At 68.0% G+C, this 26,604-nt stretch carries 24 protein-coding genes, 1 tRNA gene and 1 pseudogene; 14 read left to right on the top strand and 12 right to left on the bottom strand.

Annotation, left to right across the window (positions count from 1 at the left end; all coding sequences use genetic code 11):
- Nucleotides 1–428: 428 nt before the first annotated feature.
- Together OG917_RS14510 and OG917_RS14505 are read right to left on the bottom strand one after the other, a co-directional pair.
- Nucleotides 429–836, bottom strand: a complete 408-nt coding sequence (locus tag OG917_RS14510; protein ID WP_328318017.1) for a hypothetical protein — start codon at nucleotides 834–836, stop codon at nucleotides 429–431.
- Nucleotides 833–2,539 (bottom strand): right-handed parallel beta-helix repeat-containing protein, encoded by a 1,707-nt coding sequence (locus OG917_RS14505; RefSeq protein WP_328318016.1) that lies wholly within the window; start codon nucleotides 2,537–2,539, stop codon nucleotides 833–835. Before OG917_RS14505 ends, OG917_RS14510 begins: the two co-directional genes overlap by 4 nt.
- A 544-nt stretch (nucleotides 2,540–3,083) precedes the next feature.
- Between OG917_RS14505 and OG917_RS14500 the strand changes: the two genes are divergently transcribed.
- Nucleotides 3,084–5,027 (top strand): amino acid transporter, encoded by a 1,944-nt coding sequence (locus OG917_RS14500; protein ID WP_328318015.1) that lies wholly within the window; start codon nucleotides 3,084–3,086, stop codon nucleotides 5,025–5,027.
- A gap of 62 nt (nucleotides 5,028–5,089) precedes the next feature.
- Here the strand turns inward: OG917_RS14500 and lysA are convergent, their stop codons facing one another.
- Nucleotides 5,090–6,427, bottom strand: a complete 1,338-nt coding sequence (gene lysA / locus OG917_RS14495) for a diaminopimelate decarboxylase (RefSeq protein WP_328318014.1) — start codon at nucleotides 6,425–6,427, stop codon at nucleotides 5,090–5,092.
- Nucleotides 6,424–6,795, bottom strand: a complete 372-nt coding sequence (locus tag OG917_RS14490) for an SAV_915 family protein (protein WP_328318013.1) — start codon at nucleotides 6,793–6,795, stop codon at nucleotides 6,424–6,426. Before OG917_RS14490 ends, lysA begins: the two co-directional genes overlap by 4 nt.
- A 404-nt stretch (nucleotides 6,796–7,199) precedes the next feature.
- On the opposite strand from OG917_RS14490, the gene OG917_RS14485 reads away from it, so the two are divergent.
- Nucleotides 7,200–7,706, top strand: coding sequence for a hypothetical protein (locus OG917_RS14485; protein ID WP_328318012.1), 507 nt, complete (start codon nucleotides 7,200–7,202; stop codon nucleotides 7,704–7,706).
- A gap of 56 nt (nucleotides 7,707–7,762) precedes the next feature.
- Here OG917_RS14485 and OG917_RS14480 read toward each other — a convergent pair whose 3' ends face one another.
- Nucleotides 7,763–8,071, bottom strand: coding sequence for a DUF7677 family protein (locus OG917_RS14480; RefSeq protein WP_328318011.1), 309 nt, complete (start codon nucleotides 8,069–8,071; stop codon nucleotides 7,763–7,765).
- Nucleotides 8,072–8,456: 385 nt separating this feature from the next.
- Between OG917_RS14480 and OG917_RS14475 the strand changes: the two genes are divergently transcribed.
- Nucleotides 8,457–9,890, top strand: a complete 1,434-nt coding sequence (locus OG917_RS14475; protein ID WP_328318010.1) for an RICIN domain-containing protein — start codon at nucleotides 8,457–8,459, stop codon at nucleotides 9,888–9,890.
- Between the two features lie 192 nt (nucleotides 9,891–10,082).
- Here the strand turns inward: OG917_RS14475 and OG917_RS14470 are convergent, their stop codons facing one another.
- The 3 genes from OG917_RS14470 to OG917_RS14460 all read right to left on the bottom strand — a co-directional run bounded on the left by OG917_RS14470 (nucleotide 10,083) and on the right by OG917_RS14460 (nucleotide 12,242).
- On the bottom strand, nucleotides 10,083–10,577 hold the full coding sequence (locus OG917_RS14470; RefSeq protein WP_328318009.1) for a GNAT family N-acetyltransferase: 495 nt from the start codon (nucleotides 10,575–10,577) through the stop codon (nucleotides 10,083–10,085).
- Nucleotides 10,578–10,923: 346 nt separating this feature from the next.
- Nucleotides 10,924–11,436, bottom strand: a complete 513-nt coding sequence (locus OG917_RS14465; RefSeq protein WP_328318008.1) for a hypothetical protein — start codon at nucleotides 11,434–11,436, stop codon at nucleotides 10,924–10,926.
- A gap of 41 nt (nucleotides 11,437–11,477) precedes the next feature.
- Complete coding sequence (locus tag OG917_RS14460; RefSeq protein WP_328318007.1) at nucleotides 11,478–12,242, bottom strand: GntR family transcriptional regulator; 765 nt, start codon at nucleotides 12,240–12,242, stop codon at nucleotides 11,478–11,480.
- 77 nt (nucleotides 12,243–12,319) lie between these two features.
- Here OG917_RS14460 and OG917_RS14455 point away from each other — a divergent pair, with 77 nt between their 5' ends.
- The 4 genes from OG917_RS14455 (at nucleotide 12,320) to OG917_RS14440 (ending at nucleotide 14,403) form a co-directional block, all read left to right on the top strand.
- On the top strand, nucleotides 12,320–12,598 hold the full coding sequence (locus OG917_RS14455; protein ID WP_328318006.1) for a hypothetical protein: 279 nt from the start codon (nucleotides 12,320–12,322) through the stop codon (nucleotides 12,596–12,598).
- Between the two features lie 505 nt (nucleotides 12,599–13,103).
- The gene (locus OG917_RS14450; protein ID WP_328318005.1) at nucleotides 13,104–13,328 is read left to right on the top strand and encodes a hypothetical protein; all 225 of its coding nucleotides are present in this window, start codon (nucleotides 13,104–13,106) and stop codon (nucleotides 13,326–13,328) included.
- 8 nt (nucleotides 13,329–13,336) lie between these two features.
- Nucleotides 13,337–14,062, top strand: coding sequence for a GntR family transcriptional regulator (locus OG917_RS14445; protein ID WP_328318004.1), 726 nt, complete (start codon nucleotides 13,337–13,339; stop codon nucleotides 14,060–14,062).
- Entirely contained in the window at nucleotides 14,059–14,403 is a 345-nt protein-coding gene (locus OG917_RS14440) for a hypothetical protein (RefSeq protein WP_328318003.1), read from the top strand. The genes OG917_RS14445 and OG917_RS14440 overlap by 4 nt, the downstream gene beginning before the upstream one ends.
- A gap of 332 nt (nucleotides 14,404–14,735) precedes the next feature.
- Here OG917_RS14440 and OG917_RS14435 read toward each other — a convergent pair whose 3' ends face one another.
- Nucleotides 14,736–15,926 carry a YaaC family protein gene (locus OG917_RS14435; RefSeq protein WP_328318002.1) on the bottom strand — a complete coding sequence of 397 codons (1,191 nt, stop codon included), beginning with the start codon at nucleotides 15,924–15,926 and terminating at the stop codon, nucleotides 14,736–14,738.
- A 699-nt stretch (nucleotides 15,927–16,625) separates the two neighbouring features.
- Between OG917_RS14435 and OG917_RS14430 the strand changes: the two genes are divergently transcribed.
- The 5 genes and pseudogenes from OG917_RS14430 to OG917_RS14410 all read left to right on the top strand — a co-directional run.
- Nucleotides 16,626–17,150 carry a Pycsar system effector family protein gene (locus OG917_RS14430; RefSeq protein ID WP_328318001.1) on the top strand — a complete coding sequence of 175 codons (525 nt, stop codon included), beginning with the start codon at nucleotides 16,626–16,628 and terminating at the stop codon, nucleotides 17,148–17,150.
- Nucleotides 17,151–17,164: 14 nt separating this feature from the next.
- Nucleotides 17,165–17,890 carry an adenylate/guanylate cyclase domain-containing protein gene (locus tag OG917_RS14425; RefSeq protein ID WP_328318000.1) on the top strand — a complete coding sequence of 242 codons (726 nt, stop codon included), beginning with the start codon at nucleotides 17,165–17,167 and terminating at the stop codon, nucleotides 17,888–17,890.
- Between the two features lie 335 nt (nucleotides 17,891–18,225).
- Nucleotides 18,226–19,476, top strand: coding sequence for an IS256 family transposase (locus OG917_RS14420; RefSeq protein ID WP_328315492.1), 1,251 nt, complete (start codon nucleotides 18,226–18,228; stop codon nucleotides 19,474–19,476).
- On the top strand, nucleotides 19,473–19,916 hold the full coding sequence (locus OG917_RS14415) for a hypothetical protein (protein WP_328315493.1): 444 nt from the start codon (nucleotides 19,473–19,475) through the stop codon (nucleotides 19,914–19,916). The genes OG917_RS14420 and OG917_RS14415 overlap by 4 nt, the downstream gene beginning before the upstream one ends.
- 520 nt (nucleotides 19,917–20,436) lie before the next feature.
- A pseudogene (locus tag OG917_RS14410) lies at nucleotides 20,437–20,877 on the top strand (tyrosine-type recombinase/integrase); the annotation flags it as partial.
- Nucleotides 20,878–20,957: 80 nt separating this feature from the next.
- Here OG917_RS14410 and OG917_RS14405 read toward each other — a convergent pair.
- Nucleotides 20,958–21,030 (bottom strand) — tRNA-Arg (locus tag OG917_RS14405).
- Between the two features lie 153 nt (nucleotides 21,031–21,183).
- Entirely contained in the window at nucleotides 21,184–22,113 is a 930-nt protein-coding gene (locus OG917_RS14400) for an RNA polymerase sigma factor SigF (RefSeq protein WP_328317999.1), read from the bottom strand.
- 512 nt (nucleotides 22,114–22,625) lie between these two features.
- Between OG917_RS14400 and OG917_RS14395 the strand changes: the two genes are divergently transcribed.
- Together OG917_RS14395 and OG917_RS14390 are read left to right on the top strand one after the other, a co-directional pair.
- Nucleotides 22,626–23,069, top strand: coding sequence for an ATP-binding protein (locus tag OG917_RS14395; protein ID WP_443059077.1), 444 nt, complete (start codon nucleotides 22,626–22,628; stop codon nucleotides 23,067–23,069).
- Between the two features lie 189 nt (nucleotides 23,070–23,258).
- A complete protein-coding gene (locus OG917_RS14390; RefSeq protein WP_328317997.1) occupies nucleotides 23,259–25,100 on the top strand; it encodes a class I adenylate-forming enzyme family protein in 1,842 nt (613 codons plus the stop codon).
- 1 nt (nucleotide 25,101) lies between these two features.
- On the opposite strand, the gene OG917_RS14385 is transcribed toward OG917_RS14390, so the two are convergent.
- Complete coding sequence (locus OG917_RS14385) at nucleotides 25,102–26,451, bottom strand: M6 family metalloprotease domain-containing protein (protein ID WP_328317996.1); 1,350 nt, start codon at nucleotides 26,449–26,451, stop codon at nucleotides 25,102–25,104.
- Nucleotides 26,452–26,604 lie beyond the last annotated feature (153 nt).

The following is a 26,604-nucleotide window of genomic DNA, read 5'->3' as shown; positions in this document are numbered from 1 at the left end:
GTGCCCGCACTGCCGGGAACACCGTCCGCTGTGGAAGGACACCAGCACGACGGGCCCGAAGCGACCGGACCACTGGCGCTGGTACTGCACAGGGTGCCGGCAGGTGTGGGAGCCCACGCACGACCACAAGACGGCCTACCGGGAAGGGGCCCCCGCGGGGCCGGCCATGCCGTCCCTGCGCTGATCCGGGCTGATCCGGGCTGATCCGGGCCGGGGCGGGCCGGGGCGCGGCGGGCCCGGTCCGGCGCATCCCACGGCCGGACGCCGCAGGACCGGGCTGCCGGCGCCGGTTGAGCGTTGCGGCGGGCAACCCGCAGACCTCGGGGGCGCCGGGGCGTCAGCAGGTCAGCGGCCGGTGTCGGCCCCCGTATGAAGCCGGAGGCCGGGCGGCCCGCCGTGCCGTGCGGACTCCGGATGCGGGCCGCCGCTCAGCCGAGGTGGGTCAGGTTCTCGATCGCGGTCCGCGCCCACTCCTGCGCCCCCGTCGCCGTACCCGCCACCACCCCCGTGGCGACCGGAGCCAGCGCCCCCTTCAGCGTGGCCAGGGCGCGGCGGAGCCTGCCCGGTTCAGGGGTCTCCGGCTGGGTGACCGCTGCCAGGACCTCCCGGGCCGCCGCGTCGGCGTCCTCACGGTCCTGATCGGTGAGCCCCGCCCGGGGCAACTGCCGCAGCAGGTCGGTGACCAGCCGGGCGAGGTCCTCGAAGCCGGGGGCCACGGCGCTGTTGTTCTGCTGGTTCTGGTTGACCGAGCCGTTGTTCCAGGCGAACTGGGCTCCCGAGACAGCGGCGTTGAACACCGGCCCGTCGTAGTTGTTGACGTTCTGCGGCTCGTTCATGCGCGGGGACCGTCCTCGTTGTTCTGCTGCTGACCGGCGTTGGTGTTGTTCCATGACAGCTGCACTCCGTGGACCTCGGCGTTGAATACCGGGCCCGCGTAGTGGTTGACGATCGTGGGGGGCTGCTCGACCGGCTTCTCGATGTGCTTGACGACCGGCAGCGACGTGTGGAGGGAGACCAGGTCGACGAGGCCGTTGTCCCGTACGGCCACACCCTGCGTCCCGCGCACGGAACAGTTCACCAGCCGCCCGCCGCACGTGCCGTCGAAGCTCGCACCCGCTGTCGCGCAGTCGGTGAACTCGCTGTCCACGACGTCCAGACGGGCGGTGTCCGTCCCGCCGATACCGAAGCCGCCCGAGCCGGTCACCGTGAGGTTCCGCGCGACGAGCCGCCCCTTGCCGAAGCCGATGGCCCCGCAGGAGCTCACCGCGGAGACGGCACAGTCGTGCACGAACAGCTGGGCCTCCTCGCCGACGCCGAAGCCCAGGACGCCCCGCTCCGCCGACACGCCCTTCAGGGTGACCCGGGAGCGGCCCAGGACCTCCACGGCGGACATGTCGAAGTCCCGGAACACCGAGTCCGTGACGTCGGCCGTGGTCCCGCCGTCGCCCCGGGCCTCCAGGTGGGACGGGCAGCGCTCCACCCGGATCTGCTCGAACACCGCCTTGGCCCCGTCATGGACCCGCAGGGCGACGCTGGTCAGATCCGCCAGCTCGACCCGGGTGAAGCGGCCCCGGCCGGCGTCGGTGACGGCGATCCCGACGTTCCCTCCCGAGATGCGGCAGCCGTGCACTTCGGGTGCGCCGCCCTTGGTGGAGAAGACCGCGATGTTGCCCGCGCCGAAGACCTCGCACTCCTCGAACCTGCCGCGGCCGGAGGAGTGGACGTTGATACCGGTGTCACGGCAGGCACGGAAGGTGCAGCCGCGCACCACCGGGTCGGCGCCGCTCATCACCGCGATCCCGTGCTCCGCGTCGGTGACGTGTGTGCCGGTGACGGAGCCTTTGGACTGCTCGATGAAGGCGATGGCCTCCGCGTGCACCGCGTCGACCGCGCAGCCGGTCACGGTCAGTTCCGCCTGTGAGTCCGCCATGACGGCCGCTCTGCCGGTGCCGGTCAGCGTGCACCCGTCCACCTGGGCACGCGCACCGCTGACCCGCACCCCGTGGATCATGCTGCCCCCGATCCAGCTGTTCCGGACCGTTACGTCGGCCCCCTTGATCACCGCTAACGCGTTGTCGGTGGCGTCGACGAACCGGCAGCGTTCGACGAGCCCGGCCGCCCCGCTGAACAGGGCCCTGCCGTGCAGGAACACGCTGTCCCGCAGCGTCACCGAGGTGTTGGGCCTCGCGTGCACGCCGACACCGTTGTGCGCCCGGATCTCCGCGTGTTCCAGCGTGAGCGCCCCGGTGTGGCAGCCCACGACATCGGAGTCGTGGCCGATCAGTACGAGACCGTCCACCTGCACCGAACCGTGCGCGTCGAGGACGGAGCCGTGCGGCCGGCTCACCACCACGGAGCCCGGACCGCCGAGCGCGACCAACCGCACGTCGCCCCGGACGCTGAGCGCCTCCTCGTACCGTCCGGGCGCGATCTCGATCAGGGCGGCCCGGCCCCGCACGGCCGCGGCGGTGAGAGCGGACGTGATGTCGGGGTGCGCGCGCCGGCCACCGTGCGGCGAGACGAAGTACCTCGTGACCATTCCCGCCCCCCATGCGCGGTCCACGTACAGGTCGTGCGAGGCCGGATTCCTGCCGTCGCGCAGGGCGCCGGGTCTCCGGCCTGCTGCTTCTCTGTGCCCGGCAGAATCCGGACCCGCGGCACCCGCCTGCCCGGGCGGGTGCCGAATCCCCGCCGGGTGATTCCCGGCGCTGTTGTGCGCTGCTGATTCCCCCTGGTGGGCCTCAGGTTACCCGCGTCCGACGCTCCGTGGTGATACCTCAGTGCCGGACAGTTCCCCTGGCGCTGCCCCGGTACCGGACCGCTCCGGGGTGCTTGCCCCCGCACCGGACGGTCCCCTCACTCGTGCGGTCCGCCCCCTCGTGGCACGCGCGGGCGGCCGGTGCGCGCCGGATCGGACGGGCCCGTGCCGCACCCGCCCGGGCGGCTCACTACGCCACCGGGCTGTCAGCGTTAAGAAGGCATCAGAATTCTCGCAAATCCGGGCATGAATGGTCGGGATACGTACGCTGGCTCGGCTGTCGTATCGATGGCTTGATCCACGCCGTACGACAGGAGCACCACCGATGGCGACCTCCGTCCGCACCGATCGCCTGCGCGCCTGGATGCTGGAAGGCCTGACCGACCGGCCGGGGGAGCGTTCCGGCCCCGGTGGCCAGGCCCCCGCCTCCCCCAAGGGGCAGCGTTGGTGGCGGGTGATGTGCCTGACCGGTCTGGACTACTTCTCCACCCTCGGCTATCAGCCGGGTATCGCGGCCCTCGCCGCGGGGCTGTTGTCCCCCCTCGCGACCATCGTGCTGGTGGTGCTCACCTTGTTCGGCGCGCTGCCGGTCTACCGGCGGGTGGCGGAGGAGAGCCCGCACGGTGAGGGTTCCATCGCCATGCTGGAGCGTCTGCTGACGTTCTGGAAGAGCAAGCTGTTCGTCCTGACGCTGCTGGGATTCGCCGCGACCGACTTCCTGATCACCATCACGCTCTCCGCAGCCGACGCCACCGCGCACATGGTGGAGAACCCGCATCTCACCGATGGCCTCAAAGGGCACGAAGTCCTGATCACCCTGATCCTGGTCGCACTGCTCGGCGCCGTCTTCCTCAAGGGCTTCGGTGAGGCGATCGGCGTCGCGGTGGTCCTCGTGGGGACGTACCTCGCACTCAACGTCGTCGTGGTCGCGACAGGGCTGTGGCAGGTGATCACCCACCCGCATGTCGTCACGGACTGGACCACCGCACTGACCGCCGAACACGGAAACCCGCTGATGATGGTCGCCATCGCCCTCATCGTCTTCCCCAAACTCGCCCTGGGACTGTCGGGATTCGAGACGGGTGTGGCGGTCATGCCGCACATCGAGGGCGCCCCTGGCGACAGCGAGGAGAAGCCCGCCGGACGTATCCGGAGGACCAAGAAGCTCCTGACCACGGCCGCCGTGATCATGAGCGTCTTCCTCATCACCAGCAGCTTCATCACCACGCTGCTGATCCCGGAGAAGGCGTTCAAGCCGGGGGGCGCGGCCAACGGACGCGCGCTGGCCTATCTCGCGCACGAGTACCTCGGCTCGGCCTTCGGCACGGTGTACGACGCATCGACGATTCTCATCCTGTGGTTCGCGGGAGCATCGGCCATGGCCGGCCTGCTCAACCTGATGCCGCGCTATCTGCCCCGCTACGGCATGGCCCCGCACTGGGCGCGCGCGGTCCGCCCCATGGTCATTGTCTTCACCCTGGTCGCCTTCCTGGTGACGTGGATCTTCCACGCGAGCGTCGACGCCCAGGGGGGTGCGTACGCCACCGGTGTGCTGGTCCTGATCACCTCCGCCGCCGTCGCCGTCACCATCGCGGCCCGCCGGGCCGGCCAGCGAGGGTGGACCATCGCCTTCGGCGTGATCGCCGCCGTCTTCGTCTACACGAGCGCCGTGAACGTCGCCGAGCGCCCCGACGGTGTGAAGATCGGTGCCTGCTTCATCGCGGGGATCATGGGCCTCTCGCTGCTCTCCCGGCTGGCCCGCCTCTTCGAGCTGCGCGTCACCGACGTCGAGCTCGACGACACCGCCCAGCGGTTCCTCCGCGACACCGCCACGCGGACGATCCGGTTCATCGCCAACGAGCCGGACAGCCGTGATGCCACCGAGTACTGCGACAAGATCGAGCAGATCCGGGACGACAACGACATCCCGCCGGGCGACGACCTGATCTTCGTCGAGGTCACCGTCCTCGACCCGTCGGAATTCGAATCCGGACTGCGCGTACGGGGCGAAGTGCTGCACGGCCGCTACCGCATCCTGACGATGGAGAGCCCGACGGTGGCCAACGCACTGGCCGCGCTGCTGCTCCATGTCCGCGACACGACCGGCCGGCGGCCGCACATCTACTTCGAATGGACCGAGGGCAACCCGATGGCCAACTTCCTGCGGTTCTTCCTCTTCGGCCAGGGCGAGGTCGCCCCCGTCACCCGCGAGGTGCTGCGCGAGGCCGAACCCGACCGCACGCGCCGCCCGCACGTACACGCCGCCTGACCGCTGCCGTCGTCCGACCTGAGCCGTCCGCCCGCTCGCTGGCCGGCACACCGTCCGACCGCTCAGAGGCCGACATCGCGGGCCCGGTAGTCGTCCAGCGTCTCCCGGCGTACGAGCAGTCTGGCCCGGCCGTCGTCCACGGCCACCACCGGCGGACGTCCCACCAGGTTGTATCCGGATGCCATGGACAGCTGGTAGGCCCCCGCGACCGGTACGGCGAGCAGATCGCCGGGCCGGATGTCCCCCGGCAGACCGACATCGGCCGCGAGGATGTCGCCGGCTTCGCAGTGCCGGCCCACGACCGTGGCCGTGCGGGTCCCGGCGGTGGAGTGCCGCCCGATCAGCCTGGGCGCGTAACGGACCCCGTACAGCGCGGGTCTTGGGTTGTCGCTCATGCCCCCGTCCACCGCGACGAACGTCCGCTCTCCGGTGCGCTTGACCGAGAGCACGCGGTAGAGCGCCACGCCCGCAGGCCCGACGACGGCGCGGCCGGGCTCGATGATGAGGCGGGGGACGGGCAGCCGTGCGGCCGCGCAGGCCTCAGCCAGCTCGGCGCGGAGCCTGCGGGAGAGCGCGATGATGTCCAGCGTGGACTCTCCCGGCCGGTAGGCGATGCCGTGACCGCCGCCCATGTCCAGCTCGGGCAGGACGACCCCCTGGGTGTCCCGCACCCGCGCCATCAGTCCCACCATGCGGCGTACGGCCACGAGGTAAGGCCTGACGTCGGTGAGCTGCGACCCGATGTGGCAGTGCAGACCGGTCAGCCGGAGCTGTGGCTGCCCGAGAACACGGGAGATCGCGTGGTGCGCCTGTCCGTCGGTGAGGGACAGGCCGAACTTCTGGTCCTCCGTGCCGGTCCGGATTTTCGAGTGGCCGCCCGCGGATACGCCCGGTACCACGCGGACCATGACCCCCTGACTGCCGCGATGCCCTACGGCGGCGGCCAGTTGGGCGATCTCGGAGGGGCTGTCGATGACGATCCGGCCGACTCCGAGCCGCAACGCGGTCTCCAGGTCGTGAGGTGACTTGGCGTTGCCGTGCATGACGATCCGGGACGCCGGAAACCCTGCCGTCACGGCGAGTTCGAGTTCTCCGGCGGAGCAGACGTCGAGTCCGAGCCCTTCCGAGGCTATCCAGCGCACCATCGCGCGGGAGAGGAAGGCCTTGGCCGCGTAGAGGATGTCGGCGTCCGGGAAGGCGGCACGGTAGGCCCGGCAGCGCTCGCGTACTTCGCCCCTGTCCAGGACGTACGCGGGCGTCCCGAATCGCCCGGCGATCTCGGCGAGATCGACACCGCCGACGGCGAGGCCCTCGTGGGGGAGCCGTGTCGTCGAACCGGGCCAGACCGACAGATCGTCGTCGGCCGCGAACACGGGGGGCTGAGCAAGGGTGGTCGTCACGGTGTCAGCTTCTCCTCGCGCGGCATGGGCGGAGAGTCGGGCCGCCGGAGCTCAGCGACAGCACGGGCGGGGGCGCCGGCCCGGGCCGGAGGCGCGGTGAGCATCGGGTCGAGCGTCAGCCGTGTCACGCCGAGCGGTCCGGCCATCGCCCGCAGCGCGGGCTCGGAGAGGACGATCCACGCCTGGCCCTCGCCCAGCGTCGCGGTGAGCCGTGCCGCTCCGGTGAAGGCGACGGTGGTACGAACGCCGAGCGGGGTGCGGAAGAGACGGAGGGCAGCGCGCGCGGGTCCAGGCCGGACGGGTACGTACAGCGGCCCGGCCGGGGCCTGTTCTCCGGGCTCGGGGTCGTCGTAGCGGTGCAGACACATGGGAACCTCCCGGAGGAACCACGAGTAGCGGGTGACGTCCCGGGTGCGGGGAGGCAGACCGGGATACGGCACCGAAGCTATGCCCCGTCCGGGCCCCGGCCGGCGCCTCATGATGTTCCCCTGATGCCCGCCGGCCGAGTCATGACGGATCGCTGACGGCCGGTCCGCAGCGGCGTCAGAGGTACGTCAAGGATCGACCTCGCGGTGTCAGAAGGACGTCAGCAGGGCGCGTCACCCGCCGGAACGGCGATTACCTGAGACAGCTGCAGAGGACGTGCGAGAAGGGAGCGGCGATGGGCGACCGGGCGAACGAGGTCCGCCGTGACGTTTCCCGGCAGGCCTCCGGGTGCTGTGCGAGCCGGCGCCCCAGCCGGGCGGCGGCCGTCCGCCCTGGTACCGGCGGGGTGACGACGCGGTACGCCGGTGACAGCCGCTGGGCGGCCGACGCTCTCGTGGCGATCGGTGTCTCCCTGCTCCTCCCCGTGCTGCTGCCCACCGTCGATGCCATGGCCGGCGCCGCGGCCGGCGGCCGGTCACTGCTGTGGGCCGCCCTCGGCGTCGCCCTGTTCGCCGTCCTGTGGCCCACCCGGGTCACCGGTACCGCCGGCCTGCTCGTCTCCCGCGGCCTCGTCCAACGCGACCACGTCCATACGGATCGGCTCGTCGCGGTCTCCCGGCCGGACGGAGTCACGCAGCGACTGATCCTCCGGGACACGGACGGCAACCGCCTCGAACTCGGCATCCGTGTCCTGGTCGCGAACCCGTCCCTGTGGCAGATCCTGCACACGGGCGCCCGCATGAGCGTGGCCCGCGGCACTCTGACGACAGGCCGACTGCCCCTGCAGGAGGTGTCGCTCCGTATCGACCGGGAGCTGGCACGGAGCATCCTCGCTCTCTCCGGCCTGCGCTGAGCTCCGGCGGCCCTGCCCGTCCCGGCTGCCGTGACCGCGGCTGCGGCCCAGGAACTTCAGGGGCCGTGCAGCTCGGTCTCCCACGCTTCGAACGGCGGCTCCACCCGGTAGCCGGGGTCGCAGCACCTACGGATCCACTGGGCGGCGCGGTACTGAGCCTCGCCGTCGTTGAGTGTCTGTCCGTCTGCGTCTACTTCGAGGACGTTGGCGAAGATCGCGAAGATCATTTCGAGGTCGGAGCCGAACGTCACCAGGCGGGCACGGTAGTCGATCCCGTCGAGCAGATCGATATCGAGGGTGCCGTTGCCCAGATAGAACGCGAAGAACCGGAACGCGGCTCGCACGTCGGCCGGAAGGTGTGCCACGGGATCGTCCAAGCTGTCGGCGGAGCGCCGGTGTCCTGGTCAAGAACCGGTACACCGGAGGGCGGAGCCCCAGTGTGGAAGATCGCGCAGCGGGATGGAACGGAACCCCACGACACACGACGCGCCCCGGCGCGCCCGCGGCAGCTCTTCGGAACGCTCGGCGGTTTCTCTGCCAACACCCCGGCAACAGCGCCTGGCCCCGGTATTCTTGACGGGCGTGTTTGCGGCGTGGGCCGGGGCGGGTATGGCCGTGAATACAGGCCTTTGCCGTACCGGCTGCTCAGCCGACGGTGCGCGAAGGGCATCGTGGGTTGGGCGTCGGGGGCAGTGTGTGTGCCCCGTAGCCTGGTGACATGGCGTCATGGTGGTGGCTAGTGTCCGGCGCGTGAGCATCTGGACCTCTCTGGAGCCCGCTTCCACCACGGTGGACCCGGGCAGTACGGCCACGGTGCGGCTTCGGCTGCGCAACACGGGCGACGTCGTGGACGAGTACCGGTGCGTACCCGTCGGTGACCTCGCCCCGTACGTGACCGTCGAACCGCCGACCATCCGCCTCTTCCCCGGCACGACCGGCACCGTGGACCTCGTCTTCGCCCCGCCGCGTACCCCCGACGCCATCGCCGGGCCGAACCCGTACGGCGTCCAGGTCATCCCCACGGAGCACCCCGAGGCGACCACGGTGCCCGAGGGGAACATCACGATCACGCCGTTCTCCGAGATCCGCGCGGAGCTCGTGCCGCACACCGTCAAGGGCCGCTTCCGCGGGCGCCCCAAGCTGGCCATCGACAACCTCGGCAACACCAAGCTCACCGCTTCGGTCAACGGCAGCGAGAACGGCGACCAGCTCTCGTACGAGGTCCACCCGGCCAACGTCCAGATCGAGCCCGGCCGTGCCGCGTTCGTGAAGGCCACTCTGCGCCCGCGTCAGATCATCTGGTTCGGCCGCAAGCAGGACCGCCCCTACCGCCTCGCGATCCAGCGCTCGGGCACCAAGCCCCTCGACGTCGACGGGACCTACGTCCAGCGCGGGTTCCTGCCCCGCTGGCTGGCCACCTTCTTCGCGGTGTGCATGGCCATCGCGATCATCTTCATCATGGCCTGGTTCACCCACAAGCCCCAGGTCGCCACCCGTGCCACCGCCAAGCCCCAGGAAGCCGGCGTCGCGATCCCCGCACCCTCCGCGACACCGACCCTGCCACCGCCCGCGGCGAGCGTCCCGCCCCCCACCCCGTCAGCCCCCGTCCCCGACACCGGCAGCAGCGGCGGCGGCGCAGGAGGCGGCGGAGGCGGCGGCGGGGCCAAGAAGAAGCCGGCCGACCCGGCGAACCAGAAGCACGTACTGATCAAGAACCCGGTGACCAAGCTCTGCGCCGAACTCCCCGGCAGGGACAACGGCAAGATCAACGGCCCCGTCATCGAGAACGACTGCAACCCCACGGACGCGGACAACCAGGTCTGGGACCTGGAGATCCAGCATCCGCACGGCGGCCCCAACAACAACAGCCTCTTCCAGATCCGCAACATCAAGGACCGTCTCTGCATGGACCTGCCCGGCGGCGGCGCACAGCCGATCGGGGCCCCGGTGACCGAGTTCACCTGCGCCGGCACCCAGCCCGACAACCAGCTGTGGTGGCTCGACAAGCAGCGCGACGGCCACTACTACATCCACAACGCCGCGAGCAGGGACCTCTGCCTGAACGTCGACGGGTACAGCCCCCCAGGCAAGCCGATCACCACCAAGAACACGCTCAGCATCCAGAATTGCATCACCACGGACGACCGTGAGTGGGACATCGTCAAGGTGCCCCCGGGGCTCTAGCCCTGCGAACGGGAACGCCCGCCGTGCCCGTTGATGTCAGCTGTAGACGTCGAAGACCCCCAGCCATGACCGGCTGGGGGTCTTTTCGCTGGTGCGACCTGCGGTCACCGCTGACCATCGGTGGGCGAAGACCGACGATGGTCAGCGGTGACCGCAGTCTTCCCGCAGCCGGCCTACGAGCACGATCAAGGTCTATGGCTGGAGGTCCCGCTGGTACCAGGTGCCCGACTTGCCGCCGAGATCGGCCGGGGTGGCAGGACCGACCGGGACGAACCCGGCCTTGGTCAGGACTCTCCGGGACGCGGCGTTGTCATGGGAGGTGGCCGCCCGCAGTGTGCGCAGGCCGTACCCAGCTGTCGCCATCCGGCACAGCTCCCGGACGGTCGCGGTCGCCACGCCGCGGCCGGCGACCTGCTCAGCGACCCGGTAGCCGACCCTGGCGGCGCCGTCCTCCACGTCGTACAGGTTGAACCTGCCGAGCACCGAACCGTCCTCGGCGACGAGTACGTAGAAGGCGCAGCTGCCGGCCTCGTGCTCGGCCAGCGAGGCGTTGTACCGGTCGGTGAACCGGTCGAAGAAGTCGTCGCCGCGGTCGGAGATCGAGGCGGCGAAGTAGGTGCGGTTCGCCAGCTCGAAGGCCAGGACCGCAGGGGCGTGGTCGGCATGCAGCCGCTTCAGCTCGGGCATCGCCCGACTCTACCCAGAACGTGCGCTGAGGCCATCCGGGTTTCCGCCAGTGACAGACAGCCCCAAGACCAGGGCACACAACGATCTACGGCTGGAGTACCAAGCCCGATGCCGGTTTCCGGCCAGTGGTGGCACGGACGCGATCATGAAGAAGGGCCAGTTCGAGAGGATCAAGCCTCCGAACTGGCCCTTCAATGTTGTGCCCCCGGCAGGATTCGAACCTGCGACACCCGCTTTAGGAGTTCGATCCGGGCCCGCCCCGGACGCCTTCGTTGTCTGGTCCGACGGTTGTTCAGAGGTGCGGGTGCGTGCCGCCGTCCGACCTCGTTGATGTCAACTGTGGATGTCAGGAATCAGGATCGACGCGGCATCGGTCGTGTGGGCACTCGTCGTCTCGCTGGTGCGACTGTCGGAGGTTGTCCAGTGCGGCGCTGGGGAAGTCGTGCTGGACCCATCTCTTCCGGTAGCCGGCTTCGCCGTGGAGCCGCAACACCGTCTCGGCAGCCTCCGTGACTACATGGCCCAAAGAGCTACGCGGCTGTGTCGAACTCCAACAGGGGATGCCCTGATCATCGGGCGCGTTCCAGCTCTCGGACACGTCCGGGAATTGGGAGATGGTGATTTCCACGCTCGCTTCGTGGCGCCGGAGCCTCCACCTGACTTCGACAGGTTCAAGGTCGAAGGAGACCCGCTGGGCAGCGTCTGTCTCGTAGAGACCAGCGACCGCGTACAAGAGGTCGGAGAGGGCGTTGGTGCAGTAGCTGACGGTGTCCTTGCGTGCCGACGTGCTGTCTGCGATTTGGTACGTCGCCCACCCGCTGCCGCTCAGTTCCCAGGTGAACTGGAGGTCACCCTTCATTTCGCCCCTCCCGCGTCCGTTCAAGGACGGTACCGCCTGCGTCAACGGTCTCGACGGTTGATCGGGACCTCGTAGACGATCTCGCAGTGAGCGGCGGGCACGATGATGTCCGCCGTCTCTACGGGCCGTCCCTCGTCGCTGTAGTACGTCCGTCGGATGTGCGTGACGAGTGCGGCCTTCTGGATGCCGAGGAGAGACGCCTCCTCGGTGGTCGCCTGCCGCGGCTCCGGCTGTTCCACCGCGTGGCTGACGGTGATGCCGATCTCGGCCATGCGGTTCACGACGCCCGCCCCGGCGTGCGGCCCACCCTCGGGAAGGACGACAAGTGTGCCGGCGGTGAGGTCGTACGGTTCCCAGCTCGTCGACAACTGCACCGGCCTGGCGTCGGCCAGAAACTCGTACACGGTACGGACGCACAGGTCGCCTTCGGTGATACCGAGCCGAGCCGCGATGTCCGTCGGGGCAGGGACCTTGGCCTCGGTCCTGCTCTCCCAGTCCCCCTGCTTGCCCAGGGCCTTCATGTCCGCGCGGAACGGGGAACCGTCGCGCTGCTCGCGCGCCGTGGAGCGGACCACTCGCACGCGCCGGCGGGGCTCGGCGACGTACGTGCCAGAACCGGCGCGTCCTTCCAGAACACCTTGGGAGATCAGTAGCTCCTGAGCCCGCCGGACCACGTTCTCGCCGACGCCGCACTCCTGGGCGATCTGGGCGCGTGAGGGCAGCCGATCGCCCGGCGTCCACTCGTGATCCGCGATCCGCTGCCGAAGGGTGTCGGCGATGCGGAGATAGGGCGGCTGCTCAGGCATATGGAAAATCTAGTCCACTAGCTCTAATCTAGTTAACTAGCTTCACGTAATGTGATCACCTGGCGACGGAGACACCTGTGCCCGCTTCCGAACTGAGCGCCGAGAACATCGCCGCCCGGTTGTCCGCCGCCGGACTCACCCCGCGCGTGGAGCAGTACGCGCGACACACGTCGATCGAAGTGGAGGTGCCGGACGACTTCCCCGCCGGCTCATGGAGGGAGGTCCTGGAGGTGGTGGCGGTTGCCGATCGTTTCGGCCTTCTCGCCAGCAACGTGAACGGCCGCACTTTATGGGCCGCCGTATGCAGAACGGTCCCCGCGACGGGCGATGTCCGGGGACCTGGCCATCAGCGATAGGAGCTGATCAGCTTGTTCAACCGTATCCGCCGTGCCCTCTCACGCACCAGTGAGCGGTGCCTCTCGAAGAGTCTGCACAGCCACCCCTTAACACCCACCCGAACGAGAGTCGTTCACCTCAGCGCCTCCAATCCGCCCTCGCCGTCGACAGGGCGGCCCCAAGGCCACACCGAGGTTCTCGTCGGGCAGGAGATGGAGCTTGTCCGCCCATATGTGCTGGCCAGTGAGGAACGGAGGCGGCGACACCAGGCAGTTGTACTGCCCGCCTCCCTTCTCCGCACCCGGCTTACCGCGGCGGAGGCCCTCTGATGCCCGCTCGTCAGCAGCCACGCGTGGCGATGAAGGCGGCCTCCTACAAGTCGAGTTCGTGCTCGATCGGTACTCATCGCGAATGCGCGCACTCCACTCCGGCCGTGGCACCGGTCGGAGTCCCCGTGATCTACGAAGTGTGCGACTGCTCCTGCCACCCGATCGTCGTCCCGCCCACCCAGAGGGAGTTGGCCACATGAGGAGATGGGCGCCCAGCGGGGGTATCGCAGCCAACGTCGAGATCACCTCGGCCAGCGTCCAGCGCGGCGACGTCATCCAGATCGGCGGCCAGCCGTGCCGCGTGGCCGACATCTTTCAACTGCCGGGATTCGCAAAGCGGCTTCGCTTCGAGTCCGGCGAACTGCTCACCATGCACTCGCGGACCCGGCTCGTCGCACTGCGGATGTCGGGAAGGTGGTGACGGTGCCCGTGGCTTCCCGCCGTCAGGTCATCGCCGACGATCTCAGGGAGCAGATCTCGACCGGCCGCATCAAAGCCGGCGAACGACTGCCCTCGGAGGCAAAGCTCGCCACTCGCTACACGGCACCGACACTGCGCAGCGCTCTCGCGATTCTCCAAGGAGAAGGGCTTGTGGAGAAGATCCACGGCAGGGGGAACTTCGTCCGGTACCCCCTGCGCAGAATCACGTACATCGGCGGCGGTCGCACATCCGATATGGCAACCCCGCCCCCGGCACCCCTCCGCATCAACGTCCGCGCCACCCAGCTTCATGCACGAGGACATCTGGCCAGTCTCTTGCGTGTGCCGGCAAGCAGTCCGCTGACGGAATTCCTCTGCCTCTGCCACGACGGGAACTCACCGCACAGCCTGGCCCACATCTACGTTCCCCGCGACCTGGCACCTGTTGACGGGTACGACGAGTCGCTCTGGCACGAGGGAGTGGATTCCCGGCTTGCTCAACTCCGCCCGCCTTTGGCCGAGGTCCAAGAACAGGTCACCGCGCGCTTCCCGACACCATCGGAAGCAGCGACTCTCCGAATCAGCTCGGCCCTGCCAGTGCTCGCGATAACTCGCCTGGCGGCCGACACCACGGGACGCGTCGTCGAGGCGGCACTCCTGGTGCTTCCCGGCGACCGCGCAGACGCCCTGTTCACCAACCGCACGACGAGAGAAGAGAGGGGAACGGAAGGATGATCACCCATAACGAGCTGCGACTCCTCCCATGGTCGGGCCCCGAGGGCAAGCCCTGCTACCTGAGTACCGACGACGCCGACAGCTACCTGTCCCGCCTGGCTGACAACACCGAAGCGGTACAACTCGGCCTGGCTGCCGAACTCCTGGAAGCGACGGATGTACCTGGCGATAGGGATGCGGACCTGGAGGAGCTGCGCGTCTTGGCGGTGGACTTGACGGGAGCTCTGCGCGATGTCCTCCGCGTAGCGATCAGCCGCGGTCACCGTCTGTCTGCACCGGAGTTCGGTGATGGCGAAGAGGACGGCGAGGGTCCGCGACTCCCGGCAGCAGCCTTTGGCTAGCAACAAAGGAAACCTCCAACGCAGGGGAGCCCCAGCCCCCGTCTGGGGCTCCCTTACACTGATCCACCAGCTCGACATACACCTCAGCGCATAGCAGAGGCTGGGGTTTCTACACGACCTCTTCGTCCCGAAGCAACTTGGGATGCGCTCTGCTCCTGGTCTCCTGGGCCTGTCACCTGCGCTGGTGGTCCGCTGAGGTCCACGGTTGTTCGCGGTTGGCGTTGCGATTGTCAGGCAGTTAGGCACGCCGTGCACTCTCCCTTGGCATGCCTGACCGGACGGCAAGCCCCCAGTCTCGGACTCATGTGGTGCGACCAGTTCTGCCGAGATCTTCAGCGACCATGATCCGGAGGGGCGCCCGCGTCACGACCGCTGCCTTTTCCTCTATTGCGGTCCTGTTTCTCGCTTTTCTTTGCTGGTGGCACCTTATGGCGAAATTCCGCCATCACGGAGCGGCCAATCTCGGAAAAAGTCCTGTATTCTTTCCTCTTGTGTTTTTTCTCATTGTCTGAGCGGGCTTGCCTTCTATCGTGGTCGCTTAAAGAGTATTCACTCATTACCTCTAGGGCCAAAGCTGGCACTGCGTAAAGGGCTTCGTCTAGCAAATGCTCGATTGGGACTGCTTGTTTGCTTGTGTCGACGTTCACGGCAGTCGCCCAAGTTGCGGGTTCGTAGCGGGCCAGCATGGAGAGTGCGTGTAGCGCCGCCCACCATGCAAGTAGCGGGTGCATGGGAAGGGAATTCCCGGTAAGTGCCGGAAAAGCGATTGAGCGGCCGCGGTATCGAGTCCCATGTAAAGAGGCAAAGCCACCTGAGGCGTACCTGCGTAGAGGGTTCAGATAAATTTGCCCTTCCAGGCCGCCTCTTGGGGATGCTAGAAAGCTGTACTCCTGCAAGCCCTCCAGCGGCCACACTGTTGGATAATGCTTGAGGAAATCCCCGAGCGACGGCAATTTTTTCGGGACTCCAGTCAGCACAAGCACGCCCGGCGAACCGCGGTCCCCCCAGTCGTCGCGAGTGCGATCCGAACCTTCTGAAATTTCCAAGGCCGGATAATGGTCCCTGTCGGAGAGTGTGTGCCCCCTCATTTCTGGGATGGAGTCCCAAAGTTCAGCGAGTTGCACGGGGGCGGGGAGTGATGGAGATTCCAGGAAGCGGGCCAGCTGAGTAAAAGATCCTTTTCCCTGGTCGCGAATCGTCAGCGCGCCAATGTTTCCTCGTGTGGCAGCTTGGGATATCCCTGGGACTCTAATTCCGTGACCGAAGAGTTGCCAATCCTCGGGGTCGCTCAACCTGTCGGTATGCGTTGCCGCCGCGATAGCTCTACCCATCTGGGAAAGGCCATAGAAAGCGAGCACGGGGCGAGTTTCATACCCGACTTCTTCTGCGGCTCTAAAATATTGTTCCGACTGCTCTAGTGAGGCAGAAAAAACGTCCTTCTTCCTCTTGTTCTGCCTGACAGGGTCAGGTGGGGAAGAGCGTAAGGAACGCAGGGATCTCCACGTCTGCTGCATATCTGTCATTTGCCCTCCAAGTAGCCCTCGCTTGCCCCATGATTGCTGGTCTCAGGTGGCCTGTCGACAGGTTTGCGCGCCTTGCAACTAGTAATGCGGCGTCCTGCTCGGAATGGTGGCCCTGTTAAGGCAACCCCATCTCCACCCCCTGTTCCCATCCCGTCCGCCGTCGACCCACACACCGTGGACCACGTCTGCTCGGCTCTGCCTGGGTCGACGGTGGACGGGATGGGAGACCTCCCCACGCTCACCACGATGTGCCCGCGGCCGGGAACGGCGCCCCCTCCCACCCGGTGCCGGCCGATCCCCCGCCGGAGGCATCGTCCTTGAGCGCGGAACGGGCTGGCCCGGGTCCTATCCACACGTGGACGAGTGTTCAACGCAGGTCGAGCACAAGGCAGCCTGTGCTCGGCCCAGTCGTAGTGCTGTGCTGTTGAGCCACAACTGATCATCGGCGGCCGTGACCTGTGGCTTTCTACTGGATCATCGCTCTGAACTGCGGCGCAGCAGTCGTCAGTTGTCAGCGCTGGTAATCAATGAGCGTCCTTGCGCGGCCCCAGGACGGTCCGGGAGCGCTCGTTCGTACAGCTAAGAACAACTGGACGCCACTTTCAGCGACTTGGCCGGGTGCGAGCCCGGAGAACCGTTGCGCGGAGTGGTTTCGCTAACAGCATCCCGATTGTCAGTGGTGCGGTGGATGATGGTTGTGTGACGGAAACGCCTCCTGCTCCCAAGCCTGTCCCAAACGCCGACCACGCATGGAAGGCGTTGGGATTGGTCATAGATTGGATCAAGCACGCTGAGACCAAGGCTGCTGCGGCTTTGGCCGCTGCTGGTGTCACTGGTGGAGTGCTTTACAACATCGTCAAGGACGTTGGGTCGCCGTCCACTTGGCTGATCTTCAGCTCGATGTTCTGCGGACTCGCAGTCGCCGGGGCGGGGGTGTGCGCCGGTCTGGTGCTCTGGCCTCGTCTCAAGATGTCCGAAGAACCCACCAGCCTGCTCTATTTTCACCACATCGCGCGAGGGCATGCGGATAGTGGTACATATGCAGAATCTTTGATCGCTCTCACACAAAATGCCGAGGCTCTCGTTACTGAGATTGCAGGGCAAGGGTGGGCCAACGCGAAAGTGGCGCATAGGAAGTACATGTGGGGCGGTCGGTCGATTCGCTTCCTGCTCGTCGCTCTTTTGCTGCTCGCTATCACGTCAGCGCTGCGTGTCGTCAACTAGAATGGTGGTGCCTAATGGACAGTAATCACAAGGCGTATAGCCATGTCGCGAGTGCCGCCAGGATTCGAGAGTATCTGACCGGATCGCAGACTTTCGAGGAAGTGGACTCGCTGCCGGACCGGAGCAAGTTGACTTTCTCGAACGGATTCTATGCGAACTGTTCGGCAATCTTCGTTGACATTCGAGAGTCATCCCAACTCCCCAATCATTACAAGCGTCCTCGGCTGGCGCGAATCTATCGCGCCTACCTTTCCGAGCTAGTTGCCATCTTCAACGGTGACACGAATACTCGAGAGGTCAACATTGCTGGTGACGCTACGTGGGCCGTGGTTAACACCCCGCTCAAGAGGGATATTGATGCAGTATTCTCTATGGCGGCTCAGGCTAATTCCATGGCGAATATTCTGAACTATGAGATGAAGAAGGCGCAATATTCTGTCCCAATCAAGGTGGGCATCGGAATGTCCTGGGGGCGGGCTTTGATGATCAAGGCGGGCTATAACGGGAGTGGGATTAATGACGTGGTCTATATGGGGGACGTTGTGAATCACGCGGCCAAGCTCGCCAATCACGGGAACAGTAGCTGGAACGTGCCTGCTCTCGTAACGTCGTCTGTGTTTTATGAAAATCTAAACGACCACAATCAAAAACTGCTCAATTACGACCACGGTCGCCAGTGCTATACGGGGGATGTCGTTTGCTCGGCCATGGAAGAATGGTTCAAGGAGAACTGCAAGTGAAGCACTCGAATCTGACCGGTGCTCTGCTTAGTTCGGTCGGCGGCGTGCTTGGTGAAGTCGCAAGGTCGGCGGAGCTGATTTGGGACGAGTGATCATGGCCCGTTAAGCTGATGGCGAGTCGGGCAGTCTGTGGGCCTGCCCGCTAAAGCACGACGTTGGGCCGTGATCTTAGAGGCTCGCCCCAAAATGGCTGCCTAAAGCCGTGGAGCCGACGAGCAATGCTGGAGACCTGTGGATCAGTTCCGGCAGGAACGCGGAAGGCGTACCTTCCCGAATGATCCTTTGATGGTCTCCGAGTAGGCCCGCGTTGCAGCGCGGGTCGGGAAGGCACGCCCGTGCTCAGCGTAATCACTGACGACGGCTCGACCCAGTCCGGCTCCTTGATCGACGAGATCGTCCGCGAGGGCGCCCGTCGGATGCTGGCCGCCGCGCTGGAGGCGGAAGTCAACCAGTACATAGCCGAGTTGGCTGCCGAGACCGACGAGCGTGGGCACCGCCTGGTCGTCCGCAACGGCCACCACCGGCCCCGCACCGTGGTCACCGCGGCCGGCCCGGTCGAGGTCACCGCGCCGCGGGTGAACGACCGACGCGTCGACGACGCAACGGGCGAGCGCAAGCGGTTCTCCTCGAAGATCCTGGCTCCGTGGTGCCGCAAGTCGCCGAAGATCTCCGAGGTGCTGCCGCTGCTCTACCTGCACGGACTGTCGTCCGGGGACTTCGTCCCCGCGCTGGAGCAGTTCTTCGGCGGCGCCGCCGGCCTGTCCCCGGCCACTGTCACCCGGCTGACGAAGCAGTGGAGCGACGACCATGCGGCCTTCCAGACCCGGGACCTGTCCGACCGTGACTACGTCTACGTCTGGGCCGACGGCGTGCACCCGAAGGTCCGCCTCGGCCAGGCGCACTCGTGCGTGCTGGTCCTGCTCGGCGTGCGACTGGACGGCACGAAGGAGCTGATCGCGCTGGCTGAGGGCCTGCGGGAGTCCACCGAGTCGTGGGCCGACCTGCTGCGCGACTGCCGACGCCGCGGCATGCGCGACCCCGAGCTGGTCGTCGGCGACGGCGCTATGGGCCTGTGGCGGGCGCTCGCCGAGGTGTTCCCGGCCGCCCGGCCGCAGAGGTGCTGGGTTCACAAATCCCGCAACGTCACCAACTGCCTGCCCAAGTCCGCGCAGCCGGGGGCGACGAAGGCGATGCAGGAGATCTACAACGCCGAGGACCGCGGCCACGCTGAGAAGGCGATCGAGGCGTTCGCGAAGACCTACGGCGCCAAGTTCCCCAAGGCCGTCGCGAAGATCACCGACGACCGGGAGGAACTGTTCGCGTTCTACGACTTCCCGGCCGAGCACTGGATCCACCTGCGGACCACGAACCCCATCGAGTCCACGTTCTCCACGGTCAAGCTGCGAACCAAGGTCACCCGGGGAGCCGGCAGCCCGGCGGCCGCGCTCGCGATGGTGTTCAAGCTCGTCGAGTCCGCCCAGGCGCGATGGCGCGCGATCACCGGCGCCCACCTCGTGGCCCTGGTCCGTTCCGGTGCGCGCTTCGAGAACGGCGTCCTGGTCGAGCGGGTCGAGGTGGCGGCATGAACGACGTGTTTGCGGCACTTGAAGCGCTGACTGACCGTGATCCGAACCGTCGGGATGTCGCCGCCGCCGACCTCGGGGACCGCCTGCGCGGCACCGCACTCGACACCGACACCGCCCGCCTGGTCGTCGGTCGCCTGGTCAGCCTGGCCCTCAACGAATCAGTGACCAGGGTCCGCGAGTCCGCCCTGAACTCGATCAGCGAGGCGTTCAACCACCACCGCCTGCCACTGGACCTTGTCGAACCCCTGGCGTCCGCCATGCCGACGATGGAGCGCGAACTCCTCGAACACGCTCTCTACATCCTCGGCGCCACCCACGACCCGCGGGCCCGGCTGCTGATCGAGCCGTTCCTCCACCACTCCGACCCACAGGTGCGCGACGAAGCCGGGCTCGCAGCAGCCGAGATCCCCGCGTCGGAAGGCCCCACCCACAACTCTTGACTATTGCTCGGAGCCGACCGCCCCAGCCATAGAGGGTGTTTTTTCCTGACCTCGCCCGCATGCACGCAGCGGGCCGCCGGGCCCGGCCAGCCGGGGCGCAGACGGGAGGCAGGCCGGGCCGCTGAGGCGGCCCGCGCCCGCGCCGTGCGCGGGCCTTGATGAAGTAGAGAAACTCTTACCGCACCAGCCACTCAGGCGGCTTGGGCGTCCTAGCCCTCAGAGAGCGATCGGCCTTTAAGCCAACGCCCGGTCGGCAACTCGCTCAGCCGTCGGCTCGGATCGAAGTCCCAGAAGATGTAGTCGCTGACGTGGGGACACGCCAGGCTACGCACCAACGCTTCGAGCAGCTCGTCTGCCTCCGCCTCAGTCGCGGTGTCGGCTTCCATGAGGCGCCGTGCCAGTCGGACCGCGTCCTCGTGGCTCATCCTCCGTAACGGGTCCGCGCTCACCGGCTCGTGTTCAGCCGGCGCCCATCATGGCGCGATCGCGATGGGCCTTCGGCGGGGCGAGCTGATTGTGCCGTGGGGTTCTCTACGACGACGATCCCAAGAGCCGTCGCCGTCGAACCGTTCCGCTGCCCGCGCTGTGCATCGCCCCGTTGCGCTGGCACCGGATGCGTCAGGCGGCTGCACGCGTCAAGGCGGGGGAGGGGTGGCAGGAGTCCGACTACGTCTTCACCACCCGTACCGGTCACCAGGTCGAGCCGAGGAACGTCTACCGCTCCTTCACTCGCGTCGCCCGGTCCGCCGGACTGCGCGTGGTCCGCCTGCACGACGCCCGCCACGGAACGGCGACGCTCCTCACAGCGGCCGGAGTGGCGCCCCGGGTGGTGATGGAGATCCTCGGCCACAGCCAGATCAGCATGACCATGGACGTGTACGCGCACGTCGTACAGGACACACAGCGCGAGGCCATCAGTCACATGGACCGGCTGCTCAAGAGGCGTCCCGGTCGTCAGTGACCGTGCCCGTTGATGTCAAAAGTAGATGCCAAAGGCCCCCCACCTACGGATTTCCGTAGGTGGGGGGCCTTTGACCTGTGTGCCCCCGGCAGGATTCGAACCTGCGACACCCGCTTTAGGAGAGCGGTGCTCTATCCCCTGAGCTACGAAGGCGAGCGGTCGGTCAGTGACCGACCCCCGACAGGGTACCGGATGGGAGCTCCGAGGGTCTTGCCTGTCCCGCCCCGGCTCTGTGGCCGCGCCGGGCACCCGGGGTTGGTGGTGACCGGCGCGGCGCGACGTGGAGTGGAGCGGGGGGCGTGCGGATTACTCCTCCACGAGCATTCCGCTGCGCAGGCTCTTCAGGATGCGCGACAGGAGCCGGGAGACGTGCATCTGGGAGATGCCCAGCTGCTGGCCGATCTGGGACTGGGTCAGCTCCTCGCCGAAGCGCATCTCCACGATGCGGCGTTCGCGGCTGTCCAGCTTGCTCAGCAGCGGCGCCAGGGCGTGCAGATCCTCGACCGTCTCCATCGCGGGGTCGGCCTCGCCCAGGACGTCCGCGAAGGTGCGGCCGCTCTTGGTGGCCTGGCCGTCGCCATTCGACTCGTTCGGCATGTCCAGCGAGCCGGCCGTGTAGCCGTTGCTCGCGACGATGCCCTCGACGATCTCGTCCTCGGTGAGCCCGAGGTGCTCGGCCAGTTCGGCGACGGTCGGGTCGCGGTCGAGCAGGACCGCCAGGTGCTCCTTGCCCTTGGCGATCTCGACGCGCAACTCCTGGAGCCTGCGCGGGACATGGACGGCCCAGCTGGTGTCGCGGAAGAAGCGCTTGATCTCGCCGACAATATAAGGAACGGCGAAGGTGGTGAATTCGACTTCGCGGGACAGGTCGAACCGGTCGATGGCCTTGATGAGACCGATCGTGCCGACCTGGTTGATGTCTTCCATCTCGCCGCTGCCGCGGTGACGGAACCGGCTCGCCGCAAAGCGGACCAGTGAAAGGTTCATCTCGATAAGGGTGTTACGGGCGTACTGGTATTCGGGCGTGCCCTCTTCGAGGACCTGGAGCTGGTCAAAAAAGATCTTGGAAAGTGCTCGCGCGTCCTTCGGGGCCACCTTGCCCGCGTCCTCGATCCAGGGGAGGTCGCCCACCTCCGCCGGCGCGGTCGCGGCAAGTGTCGCCAGCGCCGACTCGGCCGATGCCGACACGCCAGGTGCCGACTCAGTCGTGGCGGCATGCGCGGAATTCTGCGTCATGTTCTTCAGCCTCCCCAAGTAGCGGACCCCGTTCAATATTCGCTCCTGCCCTGGGGTCGCGGCTTCAATCCCCTCGGTAGAAAAGAGGGGATGAATGGGGTGGTTTGTCTGTGTTTCTCCCTGTGGTGCTCCTCCGATTTGTCGTATATCTACCGAGCGGCTGTCCGTCGGGTAGCTGTCTGCCGAGCGGCTGTCCGCCGGGCGGCCGGTCCTCGGATGCGGCGGGGTCGGGCGCCGCCCGGGATCTGCCTGCCAGGTGCCCGCCGCCTGCGCCTGCCACCTGCCGCCTGTCACCTGCCCCGGACCGGGGCGAAGGGAGCGGTGTGCCGGTTCCGACGGTGCCCGCCGGAACTGCGGCTGCCCAGCCCTTTCCGTTCCATGCATACGAGTGAATTGAGGCGCATTACTACTGGATCCTCTCGCCGGGGGTAAGCGCGCCATCACAAGGAAAGCGACGGGCGTGCCCAAGAAGGGCGTTTCCAGGGAACGTTTCTATCGGCGGGGTGAGTCGTATGCAGCAGGAGTTCGAAAAGCAGCGCATCGCTGTCGAGGCCCGTGATGAGTCCGGCGTCGATGGCCCCCGTCCCGCCGACTGGTCCTGTCGGCCGCGTCTCGCGGCCGAGGCCAGGGAGGCGGTCTCCGGGTTTCTCGCGGAACTGCATCCAGCTCCTCCCGCGCACACCGCGCAGAGTCTGGTTCTCGTGGTGTCCGAGCTCGTCACCAACGCATTGCGGCACGCCGGAGGTGTGACCGTCATGCGGCTCCGTGCGGACCGGCGGAGTGTCGAAGTCGCCGTCGCCGACCCCAGTCCGGCGCATCCGCAGGACCGCACCCCCGACCTCACCGGGCATACGGGCGGCTTCGGCTGGCCCATGGTGCAGCGGCTCGCCCGTACGGTCGCCGTGCGGACCGGACCAGACGGCGGAAAGGTCGTCTGCGCCACTGTGCTGCGTTGAGCCGCCGCCACGTCGAGCCGGTCGCCGGGTGGCGCCGCCTTGCGGTGGCGGCCCGGGGCTCCTGACGGGCGGTGGCGGCCCGGGGCTCCTGGCGGGCGGCCGGCGGCGGAGTGGTGCGTGTTCTTGACCCGGTGCAGATGCGGGCATAGCGTCCCAGGGGACTGAGCAAGCGCTTAGAAAGGGTCTTCAGTGCCGCAGACCGAGCCCCCCGCCGCTTCCCCCGATCCCGCCGCCCCTCCTGCGTCCGGCCTCGATCCTGCCGCGGTCGAAGCCGCACTGCGTGCCCCCGGCGCCCCCTTCGCCGTGGTCGCCGCGGAGGACGGCTCGCCGGTGTACGCGAGCGGACCGCGCACCCTGCGGGAGTTCGTCGAATCCGTCTGGGCCTTCGGGGACCAGCCGTTCCTTGTCGCCGAGAGCGGTACGTACACCTACGGCGAGTTCTTCGCCGCCGCCTCCGCGCTCGCCCGGCGGTTCGTGGATGTGTACGGGCTCGCGCCGGGTGACCGCGCCGTGATCGCCATGCGGAACCACCCCGAGTGGCAGATCGCCTTCTGGGCCGCGCAGTTGGCCGGGCTCGTCGCCGTACCGCTCAATGCCTGGTGGACCGAGGACGAGTTCACGTACGCCCTGGACGACTGCGGGCCACGGCTGCTCATCGTCGACGGTGAGCGGCTGGGGCGGGTGCTGCCCTGGGCCGGGCGGCAGGGCCAAGGTAAGGGCCAGGCCGCGGGAGAGGTGCGCGACCGGGGCCGGATTCCGGGGCAGGACGCCGGGCCGGGGGAGCCGCGGGGCGGCGACCGGCCGTGGATCCTCGCGTTCCACCACGGTGCGGATGACACACCCCTCGGCGGGGCGGACCGTTTCGAGCGCTACGCCGAGCTGCCCGCCGCCGATTCGGCGCTCGGCCCGCCCGATGTGGAGGTCCGCCCCGAGGACGACGCCACGATCATCTACACCTCGGGCACCACGGGCCGTCCCAAGGGCGCGGTCGCCACGCACCTCGCGCAGGTCGGCGCCATGATGAACCCGCTCTACCACGCGGCAGCCTCCGCGCTGGCGCGTGGCACGGTGCCCGGCCAGGGGCCCGCGCCCATCGCGCTGATGACCTTCCCCTTCTTCCATGTGGCCGCCTTCACCAGCGTCTATTCGGCGATGGCCGTGGGCGGCACCCTCGTCCTGATGCGGAAGTGGGACGCGGACAAGGCCCTGGCAGCCATCCGGGCGCACGGCATCACGCACTACGCGGGCGTGCCCGCCACCGCCCTGCAGCTGCTGGAAGCGGCCGAGCGCGGTGGCGACGGACTGGACAGCCTCGCCATGCTCAGCACCGGGGGCGCGGCAGCCCCGCCCGAGCTCGTACGCAGTGTCGTGGCCCGCCACAGCGGACGGATCGAGCCCCGGAACGGCTATGGGCTGACCGAGACGAGCGGCGGCGTACTGGCGAACTTCGGAGCGGAGTACCGCGCCCACCCCGGGAGTGTCGGCCGTCCGACGCCTGCCACCGAGGTGCGGATCGCGGACCGGGCCGGCCGCGCGCTGCCCGACGGCGAGGTCGGCGAGCTGTGGCTGCGCGGGCAGGCCCTGGTCCGCGGGTACTGGAACGCTCCAGGCGCCACCGCTGCCGCCTTCCAGGACGGCTGGTTCAGGACCGGTGATCTCGCGACCGTGCAGGAGGGGCGGGTCAGCGTGGTCGACCGGATCAAGGACATGGTCGTCCGCGGCGGCGAGAACGTGTACTGCGTCGAGGTGGAGTCCGCTCTGTACGAGCATCCCGATGTGCTCGACGCTGCGGTGCTCGGGGTCGCGCACCCGGTCCTCGGTGAGGAGGTCGCCGCCGTCGTGCAGCTGCGGGCCGGCAGTGCGGCCACTCCCGACGCGCTCCGGGCGCATGTCGGGACCTCGCTGGCGGCCTTCAAGGTCCCCGCGTACGTCTTCCTGCGGGCGGAGCCGCTGCCGCGCAACGCGACGGGCAAGGTGCTCAAGCGGGAGCTGCGCGGGCCGGTCCAGGAGCAGGTGGCCGCGGGGCGGTAGGTCAGGAGCGGGTGATGCGCACCCGGTAGTCGCCGGCCTTGTCCTTGCCGGTGACGTTGATGATGATCCCGTGCGCCGCGTCGGTGAAGGTCTGGCCGACCGCGTACGGGGCGTCCGACAGCTCCGCCTGCACATTGGCCCGCAGGGTGCAGCCGCCGCTGTCGGGTGTGCTGTCGCGGACGGAGACCGGGCCCTGTCCGGTGTCGACGTCGCCGTCGACGCGGTAGACCAGCACGCCCGGGCGGCACACCGCGTCGTCGTTGCCTGAGCGGGTCCGGGCCTCGACCACGTAGGCGGCGGACTCCGACATCGGGATCACGGCCAGTTTGGTGCCGCCGCGCGTCGCCAGAGGGGACAGTGCCGCCTCGTGGGTGCCGGGCGTCGAGGCGCAGCTGACCTGGTTGTCGTCGATCCAGCCGAGCTTCCACTTGTGCCAGCCCAGCATGTCGTTGTTGGCACCCCAGTCCTCGGACATGATGTCCCAGTGCCCCACCGAGCCGCCGCCGCTTGAGGTGTAGAGGTCGGGGAGACCGAAGGTGTGGCCGTTCTCGTGGGGCAGGACGCGGTAGCCGGTGCGGCTGAACGAGCCGGATCCGTCGTCCTGACGGCTGTAGATGAACGACATGTTGGAGAGTTTCACGCCGTCCGCGACGGGCGCCTCGTCGTTGCCGGAGAAGGTCACCGAGAGCACGGTGTCCAGGGCGGAGGGGCCCGCGTTCGGGGTGGCCAGCACATTGATCAGGTCGTACTTGCGGAAGTCCACCTGTCGGTCGGCGGCCTTCACGATGTCCTGGGCGAGCCGCCGGTACCCCGGCTGATACGGGGAGCCCCGCTGTATTCCGTACGAGCTGAAGGGTGACGGCATCCGCAGCCAGCGCCTGACAGGGGCCTCGGGGTGGTAGGCGAGCCGGCCGTAGGAGCTGGTGCGGTACCAGGCGGAGGTCTGCGGGAAGAACTCGCCGTACCGCTTCATCGCGGGTTCCGACCCCATGGCGTCCGGAAAGTCGATCATGAGGGTGAGGGCGTGGACCGAGCCCGTCGAGCGGGCGTAGCCCGGTGCCGTGGGCAGGCCCTCGGACATCTGGACGCCCAGGGCGCCGCCGATCCGGCACGGGCCGAGCGAGACGGCGGAGCCCGTGTGGTCGGCGCGGACGGAGAGCTTCCCCGTGGTGGCCGCGGGGCCGCCCGGCGGTGTCCGCTGCATCAGGGTGGTGCTGCCCGACGTCAGCGCGGCCAGCGCGAGCGCCGCCAGGGTGACGACGGCGAGGGGACGGCGGGGGGAACGTATCCGTGAGCGGGGGGTGCCGGAGCCGGAGGGGCTGCCGCTCGACCTGGGGCGGGTCTGATGCATGCCTTCGCCTTCGGGCCGCGGCAGCCGACGGTTCCGAACTGCACTCGTTCGATCACCCTGTGTCGGGCGGGGCGGGGGCGCGCGCTGGGTGAGCCGATCGTGGACTTTCCGGGGCATTTCCGGCGTGACGCAGGTCACATGAGGCCGGGGAAA

Source organism: Streptomyces sp. NBC_00388 (assembly GCF_036061255.1).
In the GTDB taxonomy this organism is placed as follows: domain Bacteria; phylum Actinomycetota; class Actinomycetes; order Streptomycetales; family Streptomycetaceae; genus Streptomyces.
This window is presented reverse-complemented; position numbering and strand designations above follow the sequence as displayed.